This window comes from Tautonia marina (assembly GCF_009177065.1).
Taxonomy (GTDB): Bacteria; Planctomycetota; Planctomycetia; order Isosphaerales; family Isosphaeraceae; genus Tautonia; species Tautonia marina.
In genome coordinates, this window is record NZ_WEZF01000021.1 from 122,575 (window position 1) to 135,739 (window position 13,165).

Genomic DNA, 13,165 nt, shown 5'->3' on the forward strand with positions numbered 1-13,165 from the left:
AGGTGTACATCTTGCGCAAACTTGGACCTGAAGCGAGGCGAGGAGGTGGGGGTCATGGCTCGATCAATGACCGCGGCGAGGGGTTCTCACGGTTCGAATGCCTCCAGAGGCCGAGCCTATGAGCTTTATTTGACGATCAACACCTTCCCCTATCTCGTCCGGCCGATCCTGGCCGACCCTCTCCTCGCGTGCCGGGCCTTCCAGTTGACCAAGCCCGACGGCACCCGGTACGACGTCTCCCAGACCCGTCACGGCGCAACCTGCGACTGCCCCGATTTCATCTACCGACGCGATGGCCTCGACCCGCTCGGCTGCAAGCACATCCGAGCCCTCGTTGCCTGTGGGCTCATCGAGCGCACCGAGCGGGAAATTGCGGCCGCCGCCTTGCTCTCCGGTGAGCAGACGCACGGGGCTCTGTCCGTCCCCCGATCCCCTTGACTCAGGTCCACTGTCCCTCGACCAGCGGCTTGAGCATCTTCGGCGATCGATGGAGCTTCAATTCTCGAAGAATCTCGGCCTGATCCACGTCTTCCTGTTGAGGGTCGAGATCGATCCCAAGTTCCTCTGCCACGTCGTCGTGAGCCCCAATCAGCATCAGTTCGGCCCCTTCGTGGTTGAGGAAGTTGGGAGGATCGACCGCCAGAAAGCGCCGCCCGTCGAACCGTTCTTGCAGCGACTTCGGAAACTCCGCCTGCTGCGATTCGGACAGCCCCACCCCTTTCGGCGACGACGCCTCTGGGTTCTTCACCGAAAGGATGTAGCTGGCCTGCGGTTCGATGTTCAGTTCCTTCTGCACGGTTCCGGGCGTCTCCGGCAGTTCGAGCGCGTAGGCCAGGTGCGTATGATCGCCGTGTCGGACGATCGCATACACTCCCTCGCCCGCCGGTCGGGCCGCCGGTTGGTGCCGGGTCCCTCGCGTCTTGGTCTTGTACGTCTCCGAGGCGAACTCCTCGTGCGCCTCGTCTCGGTTCGCGCAGACCTTCGACACGAAGGCCCAGTGACGCGAACCGCCGTTCTCAAGCTCCGGCATGCGCTTGCGTCCCAGGGTGATCAGGCGGTATCGCCTGGCCCTCCTCGGATGCAAGACCATGATGAAGCGCTGGATGTCGTCGAGCCCTTCCGGGTCGCGCTCCTCGACGTCGGGCCGGTAGAGAAAGAAAATGTCTCCACCTTCCAGCAACTCGACCTTGGAGTTTCGAGAGTTGGCCATCGTCGGATGCTCCGCTCGGGACAAATTCGGAAGTCCATACGTCTCCGTTCTGACCCGCAGACCCGATGCCGAACCGCAAGCATCCCGCGCTCGAACCGTGCCTTGATGGTCCGTTCAATTCCGACTAAACTTACTGACGAAACCGAGTCTTCCGGGACGACCCTCCTCCAACCTGGACCCCACGCATGGCGACCGACGATCCCCGATTGCTGGAGATTCGCGAGAAGGTTGAGGCAGGCCGGCGCCTGAGCTTTGACGACGGCTTGGCGCTCTACGCCACGAACGATCTGTTTACGCTCGGGGAAATGGCCAACCTCGTCCGCGAGCGCTACAACGCCAATTTTGCCTATTACAACGTTAACACTCATATCAATCCGACCAACGTCTGCGTCTACAAGTGCGACTTCTGCGCCTTCCGCGCCGACCTGAACGACCCGCGTGCTTACACGATGGGCGAATCCGAGATCAAGGAACGGGCCGAACAGGCCCACGCCCGAGGCGCCACCGAGCTGCACATCGTCGGCGGTCTGCACCACAAGCTCCCGTTCCAGTATTACGTCGATGTCGTCCGGTGGGTGAAGGAAGCCGCCCCCGAGATTCACGTGAAGGCGTACACCGCCGTCGAGTACGAGTGGTTCCGCAAGATCGAACGCGGCTCGTCCCTCCGCGACATTCTTCAACGCCTGCTCGACGCCGGCCTCGGCAGCCTTCCCGGCGGTGGTGCCGAGATCTTCCACCCCGAGGTCCGCGACCAGATCTGCGGCGCGAAGGCCTCGACCGAAACCTGGCTTGAGGTCCACCGCACCGCCCACCAACTGGGCCTGCACTCCAACGCCACCATGCTCTACGGGCACATCGAACGCCCCGAGCACCGGATCGACCACATGATCCGCCTCCGCGAGCTTCAGGACGAAACCGGCGGTTTCCAGACCTTCATCCCGCTGGCCTTCCACCCGGACAATTCCCGGATGGACGAGATTCCCAAGCCCTCTGGCGTGATGGATCTGAAAACGATGGCCATCAGCCGCCTGATGCTCGACAACTTCCCTCACATCAAGGCGTACTGGATCATGCTCGGTATCAAGACCGCCCAGGTCGCCCTCTCCTTCGGGGCCGACGACCTCGACGGCACCGTCGTGCATGAGACGATCTACCACGAAGCCGGCGCCGAGACTCCCGAGGAAATGACCATCGACGAGATCCGCCGCCTCATTGCCGAGGCTGGCCGCGATCCCGTCGAACGCGACACCCTCTACCACCGCATCGAACGCGACGGCGCCCGCTGGTGGCCCGGCGAGCACATCGACGTCCCCGCCCTCGCCGGCGTCGTTCGCTGATCATGTGATCTGTTCGTGATCCAGGAAGAACAGGCCGATGTCCGAGAGTTCCGCCTCTCGGGCATTGGCCTTTTTTTGTTTCGAATGGATGAACTGATCCACCCAATCCGACGCCTCACCGAGTTTGGCTCGGCTCCAACCCTCGCCCTCGCTCTCGGGGGAGCCGGTGCTCCCGGCCGCTCCGGCATCATCGGCCGGAGCCCACCCACGATCTCCGCCCCACTCGCACGTCCGAATCACGGCGTAAACACCTTCCCAGATGAAGGTTACGACTTCCCCTTCGCGGCCTCGTGTCGGACATCCCTCTGCGTCCCAGCCCAGCCCGGCCTGGCACGGACCGAGTAGGTGTACGCACGCAGGCCGCAAAAGATCACCAAGAAACATGAGATACCAAAGATTCAATCTTGACTAAGACGATCGACTTGGTAATGATCCTGCACCACGTCGCGTCTGGTCGGCGCGTCGGGTGAGAAGTGGATCAGAGGACCGCAAGATGAGCCGTCAGGACACACGTCGAGGGGGATACCGGGCTGGAGGTTGGGCGAGCGGGCCGATGCTGCTTGCTCTGGCGATCGGGGGCCTGGGGTGTTCGGGCGACGATGGCCCGAAGACCTACCCGGTGGAGGGGGTCTTGCGCGTCGGCGGCGAGCCGGCGGCGGGGGCGTTTCTCGTCTTCCACCCGACCGACGGCAGTGAGGAGCGTCCTCGGGCGCAGGTGGGACCGGATGGCACCTTCCGGCTCTCGACCTGGTCCGAGGGGGACGGCGCCCCGGCGGGCGACTACGCCGTAACTGTGGAATGGTGGAAGCTGCGGTTCGAGCATGGCGAGGCAGTTCCGGGAGCGAATGTCATTCCCCCCCAGTACACCAGCCCCGAGCAGTCGCCGCTGAAGGTGACGGTCATCGAAGGGGAGAACCGCCTGGAGGAGTTCCAAATCCGATGAGACACGATCCAGAGCGTTTTCGGGACGAGGCGGTCCGGCGGGGCGTCGGCTCGGAAGGCCGAATTCAAGAATTCAGGAACGGTGAGGTACGTCTGATGAGATCGAACGGCACGCGGAAGGGGTTCACGCTGATCGAGTTGCTGGTGGTCATCGCGATCATCGGTGTTCTGGTGGGCCTCTTGCTCCCGGCGGTGCAGGCCGCCCGCGAGGCCGCCCAGAGGGCGCAGTGTGTCAACAACCTGAAGCAGTTGGGAATCGCCGCGCACACGTTCCACGACGTGCAGGGGCATCTGCCCTCCAGCCTCCGGCCGGGCGGCCTGACCCCCTTGCCCCGGACGGCGGGCCTGACCTACCTGCTGCAATACCTGGAAGGGGGCAATCTCTATCACACGTTCAATCTCAACGCGACTTGGGGCCATCCGGTGAATACAACGTCAAGTCTGACGCAGGTGAAGACCTTCCTCTGCCCGTCGTCGCCGTTGCCCGAGCGGCGGGACGGCATCCCTGAGTTCTCGCCGTTTGTGGCGAACATCAACGGTGTGACCGACTACTCACCGACCATCGGCGTCGATGCCCGCTTGCTCTCGGCGAGGCTGGTCGATGGGGTGGGCAAGGGAATGCTGCCGAAGAACGAACGGCCGAGGCTGGCAGACGTGCGGGACGGCACGTCGAACACGATCATGTACGCCGAATCGGCCGGCCGGCCGTTCCTGTTCCGCAAAGGAGGCAACCAAATCAGCGAAGACCTGGCCCAGGTTCGCGTCAACGGTGGGGGCTGGGCGCGGCCGGCCTCGGACCTGACGCTCGACGGCTCCGCTCCCGGCGGAGCCCTTCTGCCCGGACCTTGCCCCTTGAATTGCACGAACGGCGAGGACGTCGGCACCAGCCCATTCCCGCACCCCTACTACGGGACGGAGGGGACCTCGGAGGTCTTCGCCTTCCACCCGGGCGGGGCAAACGTCCTGCTCGGTGACGGCTCGGTCCGATTCATCAAGGAGACGGTCAACATCCGGACCTTCGCGGGGCTTGTGACCCGCAACGGCGGCGAACTCCTCTCGGCCGATGACTATTGATGTAGCATCCGGCAAGTTCTCCGGCGGTTGATGTTCCTCCGCCACCCTCTCCCCCGAAGGTCGGGGAGAGGGTCGGAGAATGGTCCCGGAGTCGAAAGTTGGGACCTGTCACCCTCGCCCTCAAGCCGGAGAAGAGGGCCGGGGGGGGAGCCGACAACACAACGCCAGGAATGATGATCGGGACATTGCCCTCTCGTCCCTCGAACACGCGGGGAGAGAGGGTCAAATCGGTCAGCGAATGGGGTGGAGACTCGACTTACTCGGCCTTCACCTTCCACGCTTCATCAAAGAATCCTGACGACACGACCTCGTCCTCCCCGTCCTCCGCGATCCGAATGACGGCATAATCACCGAGCCTCGGAAAGAGCAGAGCATTGGTTCCCCGGAACGCATCGGCCCCGAACGTGTGACCGCTGTTGACGACCACATACCGGGTCAGGCTCACCGGATTGGGAACGATCAATGCCGGAGCATGATCGGCGGCCGGGTTCGCATCGGCAAACCCAACCCGCTCACGGGTCCACGACACCGGAAGCTGCGGCAACAGTTGCTCCATCAGCCGATTGGAACCGGGATCACCGAACAGAATCAGGTGGAACTTTTTGAAGTCCTCGGCCGTCACATCCGTATCATCCTTGATCGGCAACTCTCCGCGCATCCATTGGTTCCACTCCGCCGCAAACCGCTCCAGCCGCGCTTCGGCCCAGGCGTGAACCGCCGGGTTCCAGGGGGTTCCCGTTCCCCGGACGCAAAGAAACGGCCCCATGAACGCATCGTCGATCGGCCCTTGAAGTCCCGCATGCTTGCGCGTTCGAAGATTTAACTGAATGGCGCGTGACTGCTCATAATCGAGCACGATCCAGTTCGCTCCCTCGCGCCGGTAATAGGTGTGCGGCAAGAGGTTCCCCCCGGCTTCCGAAAGGGGCAACGTCACCCCGTCGATCCGGGCCTGCGCCGCCACCTGACGCTCGACCGCCAGCACTGCCACGTTTTCGGTCGTGATCTCCACCACGTCGCGGTTGTCCGGATCAACCTCCGCATCCACCGTGGCCGGCTGGTAATGCTCCAGCAACTCCTCCACCTGAATCCACGCCGCCCGGTTGTACCGGGTCGTGTACGTCACGAACCGCACCCGAGACGCATCGTAATTCACCCCCCGCCTCGCATGCTCATCGAGAAACGCGTCGATCACCTCCTTGCTTGCCGGATCGACCCGATGCCCCATCCCTGCGCCGACCACCCGGAGAAAATTCAGCCCCTCGGCCCGCGTTTCCAACCCTTCCGTCGTGGTCGTGAAACCCAGTTCGTTCAGCGCCTGCACAATGTTTTCCGATGCCTGCAACTGCGGGTCCTCCTCTCCCCCGTAGCCGACCATCGGCACGTTGAACGCATTCAGCGCGTAATCGACCGCATCATAAATGTGCAAGCCCTTGCGCTGATACTTCGGCAGGTCCGTTTGCCTGGCATAGTTGATCGTCTCGCTAAACCCGGCCCCGGCCTCGACGGCGGCCCAGGTGCTCGGGTGGTGCAGGCCCAGATGCCAGGCACCGGCCCCTCCCATCGAGAACCCTCGCAAGACGATCCGCTCCGGGTCAATCCGCTCCGTCCGTCGCACGGCGTCAATCGCCTCGAACACGTCCGACTCGCCCGCCCATCGATACGCGTTGTTCCCCCGGCCATATACGTGCAGCACAATCCGATCGCTCAATCCTTCCGGAGCGTCCTTCCCGTCGTGATCCCGGATGAACCTCACCTCATTCAAGCGCGCGTTCCTCCCGTGCAGGACCACATCAAGCCGCACCCGTTGCGACCGATCCAACCCTTCCGGCCGATACACCGCATACGGCTGCACCGATCCATCGACGATCGACCGATACCCCCTGACCACTCCCCCCGCCGCTGATTCCCAGGGTCGATCCCCCGCGATCGCCTGCTCGACCCGTTGGAGCCCCCGATCCAGGGCGTCGATCGTCCACTGCGCCGAATCCTTCTCGAAATACTCCTCGTGCCGGACGATCCACTCCGCCGCCTTGTGAAAAACCGCCACATCCGCCAGCGCGTCGCCCAGCTCCTTCTGTTCGGGAGTCAACGCGTCTGCCAGCCGATCAAGCTGTTTGGCCAGCGCGGCGGTCTTCTCCTCGATTTCGGCAAGTTGTTCGGCGCTCGGCGGATGCCGATTGTCCTGTCCGTCCGATCGGAACGGCATTAACACCCACACCAGGGCAAGACCAATCGTCCGGCCAATTCCGGATCGAAGAGACGGCAAGATCATGATCGCGGCTCCGGGCCAGCGGGCAACACTTCGACGGCTCCTGCGCCGCCGATTCCAGGCGAGACCGCGATTCTATCACGCGATCCGCCCTCACCCCACCAACCACTCACCGGACCGATGGTTCAGACCAGGAGATCCACCACTCCGACCGCCAGCAATCCCAGGCTAATCCCGATATTCACCTGAAAAAACGCCACATTCACCCGGCCCAGATCATCCGGACGCACGATCGAATGCTCATACACCAGTAACACTGCCACCACCGCCACGCCCGCCCAGTAAATCCCCCCGAACGCCGGCACACTCAAACCCAGCCCCACCAGGGCCGCCACCATCGCCGCATGACTCGCCGCGGCCAGCCGCAAGGCCCCCGCAATCCCTAGCCGCGACGGAATGCTCCTCAACCCGCTCGACCGATCAAAACTCGCGTCCTGACACGCATAAATGATGTCGAACCCACCCACCCAACACAGCACCACGATCCCCAGCAACACCGGCGGCCAGGCCAGGTCCCCCCGAAGCGCGATCCACGCCGCGATCGGCGCCATCGCCAGCGCCGCCCCGAGCCAGTAGTGCGCCAGGCTCGTAAACCGCTTCGCATACGAGTACCCGAACAACCACACCAGCACCGGCACCGACAGCAGAATTGGCCACGGATTCTCCGGCAGGAACAACCCCGTCGCCCCGATGAACAACGCCGCATTCACCACCGTGAACACTGCGACCGATCGCACCGAGAGCCTGCCGCTTGGCAGGTGCCGCGTCGCCGTCCTCGGGTTTTTCGCGTCAATCTGCCGATCAACCAGCCGATTGAACGCCATCGCCGCCGACCGTGCCGTCACCATGCACAAAAGAATGCCGATCCATTCCTTCGCCCCCGCGTTCGCCCTTCCTGAGGGCTCCAACGCCGCCATCGCCGCTCCCAGCAGGGCAAACGGCAGCGCAAACAGCGTATGGCTGAACCGAATCATCCCCAGAATGTCGCCCAGCTTTCCCAGAAAGCCGGTCGGTCGAGCATCGGTGGTCATGAGTCTTCTGGTCCGATCAGCCTTCACGTTCCGTCGACGGTTTGCCGTATCCCCAGCGCCGGATCAGGTCGTTCCCCACGCCGAGCTGATCGCAAATCCGCCCCACCACGAAGTTCACCAGATCATCGAGCGAGTTCGGTTGATGATACCACCCCGGCATCGCCGGCAAGACCACCCCGCCCGCCCGCGTCACCGCGGTCATGTTTTCCAGGTGGATCAGGTTCAAGGGGGTCTCCCTCGGCACCAGGATCAACTTCCGACGCTCCTTCAAGTGAACATCCGCCGCCCTTGTGATCAGGTTTGTCGTCACCCCATGCGCAATCGACGCCAGCGTACTCATGCTGCAAGGGCAAACCACCATTCCCCCCGTCGGAAACGATCCGCTCGCAATCCCCGCCGTGAAGTCCGCATGATGATGATACACCACCCGCCCCGGCCCGAGATCGCCGAACACCCCCGCATCAAACCGCGACACCGACTGACCCGGCGCAATCCCTGTTTCCTCCCTCATCACATGCGCGCCGCTCGAACTGATCGTTAGATGGACCGTCCGACCCGACCCGCACAGCACCTGCAGCAACCTCACCGCATACGGCGCCCCGCTCGCCCCGGTGATCGCCAGCACAATCGGCAGTGCCTCGTCCGACCGGCTCACGACCCCGCTCCCGTCGATGCCGGCTTTGTCCCGACGTACAGCGTGGCGATCCCGAACGTCAACGGATGCTGCACCGTCTCGGTCAATCCCCTCGACGCCATCAAATCCAACATCTCCTGCCCGTCGGGGAACTGCATCACCGTCTCGGGCAGATATTTGTACGCGTTGTACTGATTCGGCGCGATCGTCTGCCCCACCTTCGGCAGAATATGCTTGAAGAAGGTCAGATACGCCCTCCCCAGCACCGGCCCCCTCGGCCTCGAAAACTCCAGGATCGCCACCTTCCCCCCCGGCCTGGCGACCCGGATCATCTCATCCAGCCCCTTCGCCGTGTCGCTGACGTTCCTCAGGCCAAACGCCACCGTCACCACGCCGAACCCATTGCTCGGAAACGGCAACCGCTGGGTGTCCCCCTCGATCAAGGTCACCCGCTCCTCGGCCCCCCGCTTCTTCGCCTTCACGTTGCCGATCAGCAGCATTTCCCGGCAAAAATCCGACCCCACGACCGGCGTCTTCCCCCCCGCCGCCCTGTCATACGCCAGCGCTAGGTCCGCCGTCCCCGTGCAACAATCGAGCACCGGCACCCCCGGTTCCGGCGGCACCGTCTTAACGGTGAACCGCCTCCAGAGCGTGTCGATATTCAGGCTCAGCAGGTGATTCAACAGGTCGTACTTTCCCGCGATCGACGCGAACATCGAGCGCACCCGATGCCCCGATTTGTCAATCTCCGGGGCAGACACCGCGTCTTCCGAGTCGGTCTGAGTGGCCACGTCGTTTCTGTCCGTCAACAGTCGTTGGATCGGGGCGGAACCTGGAACAGTCATTCACCACCGGATGATATAGACGATCGGCCCTTTTTGTCCACGATCACCATCTGGCCCCCGCGCTCCGTTCGCCCTTTAAATTGACAGAGGCCGTTCTCGGTCCTATCCGTTGCTGATGAGGATGGGTCAGAATCGATCACCTTCCAGGAAGCACTGCTCGAATTCCTCACCGGGAAACCTCGCATGCGAAACCGCCGCCGTCGGAACCCTCTCTCACTGCTTCCCAGACCATCCTGCGAGCCCCTCGAGGCCCGAACCCTGCTCAGCACCGTCCCCGCCCTTTTCCACCGCTTCGGGACCGTTGAGGCTCCCCAACAGCGAGCCTCGGTTCCCTTACCCCTGACCGCCGATCGGGTCGATCCCGGCCCTTCCGATCGGATCGTCTACCAGATCGAGGTCCGACCGCTCGACGACAGCCCCTTCATGCCTGGACAGGTCCAGATTCGCCGGGGCTCCGGCCCTGCGGTCGTGCCCCACCAGATCCGATCCGGCGAGACCATCACCGCCTTCGTCCCCCTCCGCCCCGGAGACTTCTCCCTCACCGTCTCCGGCCAGGGCGAATCAACCGGCGCGTTCGTGGTCTCCGTCGGACTCGCCGGCGACGTTTCCGGCGATTTCGACGTCGATCCGGAGGATTTCCTCCAGGCCGCCAGCGCCTTCCGATCTCGACCCATCCCCGGCACGGCCCAGGCCACCTCCGCCGCCAGTCGCGCTCAGCTCCTGCGAACGGGCCTGATGGCCTGGCGCAATCAGGGGGCCGAGGCGACCCCCTTCGTCACCTTCCGCTTCGAGAATCTCACCGCTCCCGGCCGCGATCCCCACGGCACACCCGCCTACACCAACGCGTCGATCCACGTCGCCATCACCGCGAAGGATGCCTCCGGAACGTTTGTCCGGGTCGATTCAAACGGTTCCACCACCGCGATGGCGCTCAGCGACAACACCGCGGCGGGGCACCTCACAAAAAACAAGATCGACTACTCGAACTATTTCCACACGATCGACCAGTTCGCCTCCGGCTGGGACGTTCCCTACCAGCTCCAGGGGGCCCGGCTCTGGATCGGCATGGGGAGCCCCCTCTACCTGAAGGTCAACCACGACGCCGCCGGCAACATCGGCTACGCCGGTCCCGACTTCGGCAACCCGACCGACCCGAACCTCAACCTGTACGTTGACTGGATCGAGTTCTCCACCATGAATTCCGGGTTCAACGGCAATACCACGCAGGTTGACCAGTTCGGCGTTCCTCTGAAGCTCACGCTCTCGCAAACCGGCCAGTCCGACCAGACCGTCGGGCTCGAAACCAGCCGATCCACCCTCTTCCAGAAATACGCCCAGGACGTTGATTCCGCGTTCCAGTCCCTGAGGACGGCCCAGGCCCCCTACCGCATCCTCGCTCCGAAGCACGGCATCTATTCTCAGGCGAACAATCCCATCTATTTTGACACGTACATCGACAGCGTCTGGACCTCCTTCCAGACCACCACCTGGGAGTTCCAGAACGTCCTCGGTACCTTCACCGGCACCGTCTCCCCTCAAACCCAGGTGCTAACGCTGCATCCGAAGGGCAACCCCCAGGGCCCGACCTACACCATCCAGAAGCCCAAAACCTGGGAGATTTTCGCCGCCGCCGGCAACATGGCCACCGGCAACGCCATCGAGAAGGCGATCCAGGCCCAGATCGTCGCCGGCTTCACCCGCCACGTCGCGGCCCAGAATCCTGCGATCAACGTCCCCCCTTTCACCCAGACCTCCTCCTTCTACGCCCAATCCCCCGCCAACTTCTACTCCCAGTTCTGGCACCAATACGGCCTCGACGGCCTCGCCTACGGCTTCGACTACGACGACGTTTACGGCCAGAACCCCACCGTCACCGGCTCCTCCTCCCACTCCCCCCAGGTCACCGTCACGCTTGGGTGGGATTGACCGCTCCTCAGCCGCCGGGTGCCATGCCTACACCCTCGTGGAGGCATTGATCTTCCACCACCGTTGAATCAGGCACACTCCGAACGTTCAGGCGTTAACCTCCAGATCCTCGACGCAGCCAGGAAAGTTCGGGCACATCGGCGGCAAAGTTCGCATCCGCCTTCCCGATCACCTCGCGTCTTCTCGTCGTCGTCATTGCCTCAGTCCCGCCTCCTTGAGAACGCTGTTCCGTGCTCCCGATGAAAGCTCATCGCCTCGCTTACCGGAAACCGTGACTCGGCCCGGCTTGGTCAGTTGCTTGTGTTCCCGATGCGCCCCGCGCCGGCATCCCGATCAGATAGGGAATCGGCACCGGCGATCCGGCGGGGCGCTCAAACCCGACCTCCCACTCGTACCCGTCGCCGCCGACCGCTCGCCCCATCGCCAGCATCTCCTCCGGGGTGTAAATCCGCAGGGTCGAGACCACCCCATCGAAGAGGATTGCGACCGGAATCACCGGCAAGAGGTACGTCCAGAACAGGCGGGACCAGCGGAACGGCCGGATCGACGGCGTCAGCGCCCAGACCGCCAGAGGGACCAGCGCCTGCACAGCCAGCGTCCCCCACGACCGCGACAACGCCTCCGCGATGGCAATCCCCTGCCGGTCTCGCACTGCCGCCGCCAGGATGGCCCGAGCCTCGGCCGGACGAAAGTGATGCAATGCCGTGAAGACGGTGCGGAAACCGGCCAATCGCGGCGGCACTCCAGTCGCGCTGATCGACTCCCCCTCGAACCGAACCCCTGGCGTCGTTGCCGCCAACCGGTTGAAGGCGTCAACATTCGGATACTTATCCGTCAGGCAGACCGGCACATCCACCCCGGCGGCGCGGAGGGCCGGGAGTAGATCGGGCCACGGCCCGCCACCGCCGGAACACAGATCGACCACCTGCTCCGCCCCGCTCCGCTTGATCGCGTCGGCCAGGCGAGGCGCCAGGCCGTCGTACACCCGGGCGCGACGAATCGCCGCGACCAGATAGTCAGTTGCCGCATCACGGAACACCCGCGGCCACCAGGGCAGGTCTTCCAGCTCGACCAGGTGTCGACGCTTCACCCGAACCGCCCTCCATTGCCTCAAGGTCTCCCAATAATCCCTGGGGCCTCCTCCAAAGAGGCTTCACCTTGATGGGGCAAACCCACTCGACAGCAACCGCACGGAGGCCTCCCACAACGAAGGTGTTCCATCATCGACCTCGACCTCGGCAGGTTCAAGAGCGCCGACGGGGTCAATCACCGCGGGTGGCCCCGGTTGCACACTCGTCAACCGGGGTCGCGGAGCGACGAGAGTACACGGTGAGGCATTCCGCTACCTTTTGCGGCTTCGCCGCCCCGGTGGCGAGCAAGCGGGGCCACCTCCACCGCAGCTGCAGTTACTCCGCATTAAGGTGCTTCTTGATTCGTGTATCCAACAACTTTCTGACTAAATCAAGTGCCGCCGAAACCACTCCTTTCTTCTGCATGTCCTCCATTACTTCATCCCAAATGTACTGTGTTCGAGCACTGTCGGCAAAATCATGACCGCTAGAAGTCAGATGATTCAAGATGTATACTGGCATAGAACTTCCTATAGGGGTGACATCAGAGCCAGTGGCGAGTCCGGAATCAACCAATAAATAAGCGTGATAGCCGATCTGATCGGGCGAGTAGCCCTCGATATTCATGTCCGGAGCCCATCCGCTTGGATCTTCTTCCATGAGCAGCACCATCTTGCGGATCAATTCCATGTCTCGCTTCACAATAAATCTCCCGCTTTCTAACGCCTTTAAACTTAGCAAACTACTCCATATATCACAAGCATCAGCTTTTCATCATCAAATCTTTGCTGCAACCATCACCTTAATTCCCTGATTCTACTTGAGTT

The 13,165-nt window shown here is 63.1% G+C and carries 13 protein-coding genes; 5 read left to right on the plus strand and 8 right to left on the minus strand.

Annotated elements, in window-relative coordinates:
* Positions 1-54: 54 nt before the first annotated feature.
* Positions 55-438 carry an SWIM zinc finger family protein gene (locus GA615_RS22030; protein ID WP_201750281.1) on the plus strand — a complete coding sequence of 128 codons (384 nt, stop codon included), beginning with the start codon at positions 55-57 and terminating at the stop codon, positions 436-438.
* A 1-nt stretch (position 439) separates the two neighbouring features.
* Here GA615_RS22030 and GA615_RS22035 read toward each other — a convergent pair whose 3' ends face one another.
* On the minus strand, positions 440-1,210 hold the full coding sequence (locus tag GA615_RS22035) for a hypothetical protein (RefSeq protein ID WP_152053484.1): 771 nt from the start codon (positions 1,208-1,210) through the stop codon (positions 440-442).
* A 185-nt stretch (positions 1,211-1,395) separates the two neighbouring features.
* Between GA615_RS22035 and mqnE the strand changes: the two genes are divergently transcribed.
* A complete protein-coding gene (gene mqnE / locus GA615_RS22040) occupies positions 1,396-2,547 on the plus strand; it encodes an aminofutalosine synthase MqnE (RefSeq protein WP_152053485.1) in 1,152 nt (383 codons plus the stop codon).
* Here mqnE and GA615_RS22045 read toward each other — a convergent pair whose 3' ends face one another.
* Positions 2,548-2,787 carry a hypothetical protein gene (locus GA615_RS22045; protein ID WP_152053486.1) on the minus strand — a complete coding sequence of 80 codons (240 nt, stop codon included), beginning with the start codon at positions 2,785-2,787 and terminating at the stop codon, positions 2,548-2,550.
* Positions 2,788-3,040: 253 nt separating this feature from the next.
* Here GA615_RS22045 and GA615_RS22050 point away from each other — a divergent pair, with 253 nt between their 5' ends.
* On the plus strand, positions 3,041-3,490 hold the full coding sequence (locus GA615_RS22050) for a hypothetical protein (RefSeq protein WP_152053487.1): 450 nt from the start codon (positions 3,041-3,043) through the stop codon (positions 3,488-3,490).
* Positions 3,491-3,585: 95 nt separating this feature from the next.
* Complete coding sequence (locus tag GA615_RS22055; protein WP_152053488.1) at positions 3,586-4,563, plus strand: DUF1559 family PulG-like putative transporter; 978 nt, start codon at positions 3,586-3,588, stop codon at positions 4,561-4,563.
* 256 nt (positions 4,564-4,819) lie between these two features.
* Here the strand turns inward: GA615_RS22055 and GA615_RS22060 are convergent, their stop codons facing one another.
* The 4 genes from GA615_RS22060 to ubiE form a co-directional block, all read right to left on the minus strand.
* Entirely contained in the window at positions 4,820-6,835 is a 2,016-nt protein-coding gene (locus GA615_RS22060; RefSeq protein ID WP_152053489.1) for a prolyl oligopeptidase family serine peptidase, read from the minus strand.
* A gap of 122 nt (positions 6,836-6,957) precedes the next feature.
* Positions 6,958-7,863, minus strand: coding sequence for a UbiA-like polyprenyltransferase (locus tag GA615_RS22065; RefSeq protein ID WP_152053490.1), 906 nt, complete (start codon positions 7,861-7,863; stop codon positions 6,958-6,960).
* Positions 7,864-7,879: 16 nt separating this feature from the next.
* A complete protein-coding gene (locus GA615_RS22070; RefSeq protein ID WP_152053491.1) occupies positions 7,880-8,518 on the minus strand; it encodes a UbiX family flavin prenyltransferase in 639 nt (212 codons plus the stop codon).
* Complete coding sequence (ubiE, locus tag GA615_RS22075; protein WP_152053492.1) at positions 8,515-9,288, minus strand: bifunctional demethylmenaquinone methyltransferase/2-methoxy-6-polyprenyl-1,4-benzoquinol methylase UbiE; 774 nt, start codon at positions 9,286-9,288, stop codon at positions 8,515-8,517. The genes GA615_RS22070 and ubiE overlap by 4 nt, the downstream gene beginning before the upstream one ends.
* A gap of 237 nt (positions 9,289-9,525) precedes the next feature.
* On the opposite strand from ubiE, the gene GA615_RS22080 reads away from it, so the two are divergent.
* Positions 9,526-11,268: a glycoside hydrolase family 64 protein gene (locus tag GA615_RS22080; RefSeq protein ID WP_152053493.1), complete on the plus strand. Its 1,743-nt coding sequence runs from the start codon at positions 9,526-9,528 to the stop codon at positions 11,266-11,268.
* Positions 11,269-11,527: 259 nt separating this feature from the next.
* Here GA615_RS22080 and GA615_RS22090 read toward each other — a convergent pair whose 3' ends face one another.
* A complete protein-coding gene (locus GA615_RS22090; protein WP_152053494.1) occupies positions 11,528-12,358 on the minus strand; it encodes a class I SAM-dependent methyltransferase in 831 nt (276 codons plus the stop codon).
* Positions 12,359-12,674: 316 nt separating this feature from the next.
* Complete coding sequence (locus tag GA615_RS22095) at positions 12,675-13,028, minus strand: DUF2513 domain-containing protein (RefSeq protein ID WP_161602486.1); 354 nt, start codon at positions 13,026-13,028, stop codon at positions 12,675-12,677.
* Between the last annotated feature and the right edge of the window lie 137 nt (positions 13,029-13,165).

Coding starts and splice junctions, on each gene's coding strand:
- GA615_RS22030 (WP_201750281.1), top strand. CDS start 55: ATGGCTCGATCAATGACCGCGGCGAGGGGTTCTCACGGTTCGAATGCC.
- GA615_RS22035 (WP_152053484.1), bottom strand. CDS start 1,210: ATGGCCAACTCTCGAAACTCCAAGGTCGAGTTGCTGGAAGGTGGAGAC.
- mqnE (WP_152053485.1), top strand. CDS start 1,396: ATGGCGACCGACGATCCCCGATTGCTGGAGATTCGCGAGAAGGTTGAG.
- GA615_RS22050 (WP_152053487.1), top strand. CDS start 3,041: ATGAGCCGTCAGGACACACGTCGAGGGGGATACCGGGCTGGAGGTTGG.
- GA615_RS22055 (WP_152053488.1), top strand. CDS start 3,586: ATGAGATCGAACGGCACGCGGAAGGGGTTCACGCTGATCGAGTTGCTG.
- GA615_RS22060 (WP_152053489.1), bottom strand. CDS start 6,835: ATGATCTTGCCGTCTCTTCGATCCGGAATTGGCCGGACGATTGGTCTT.
- GA615_RS22065 (WP_152053490.1), bottom strand. CDS start 7,863: ATGACCACCGATGCTCGACCGACCGGCTTTCTGGGAAAGCTGGGCGAC.
- GA615_RS22080 (WP_152053493.1), top strand. CDS start 9,526: ATGCGAAACCGCCGCCGTCGGAACCCTCTCTCACTGCTTCCCAGACCA.
- GA615_RS22095 (WP_161602486.1), bottom strand. CDS start 13,028: ATGGAATTGATCCGCAAGATGGTGCTGCTCATGGAAGAAGATCCAAGC.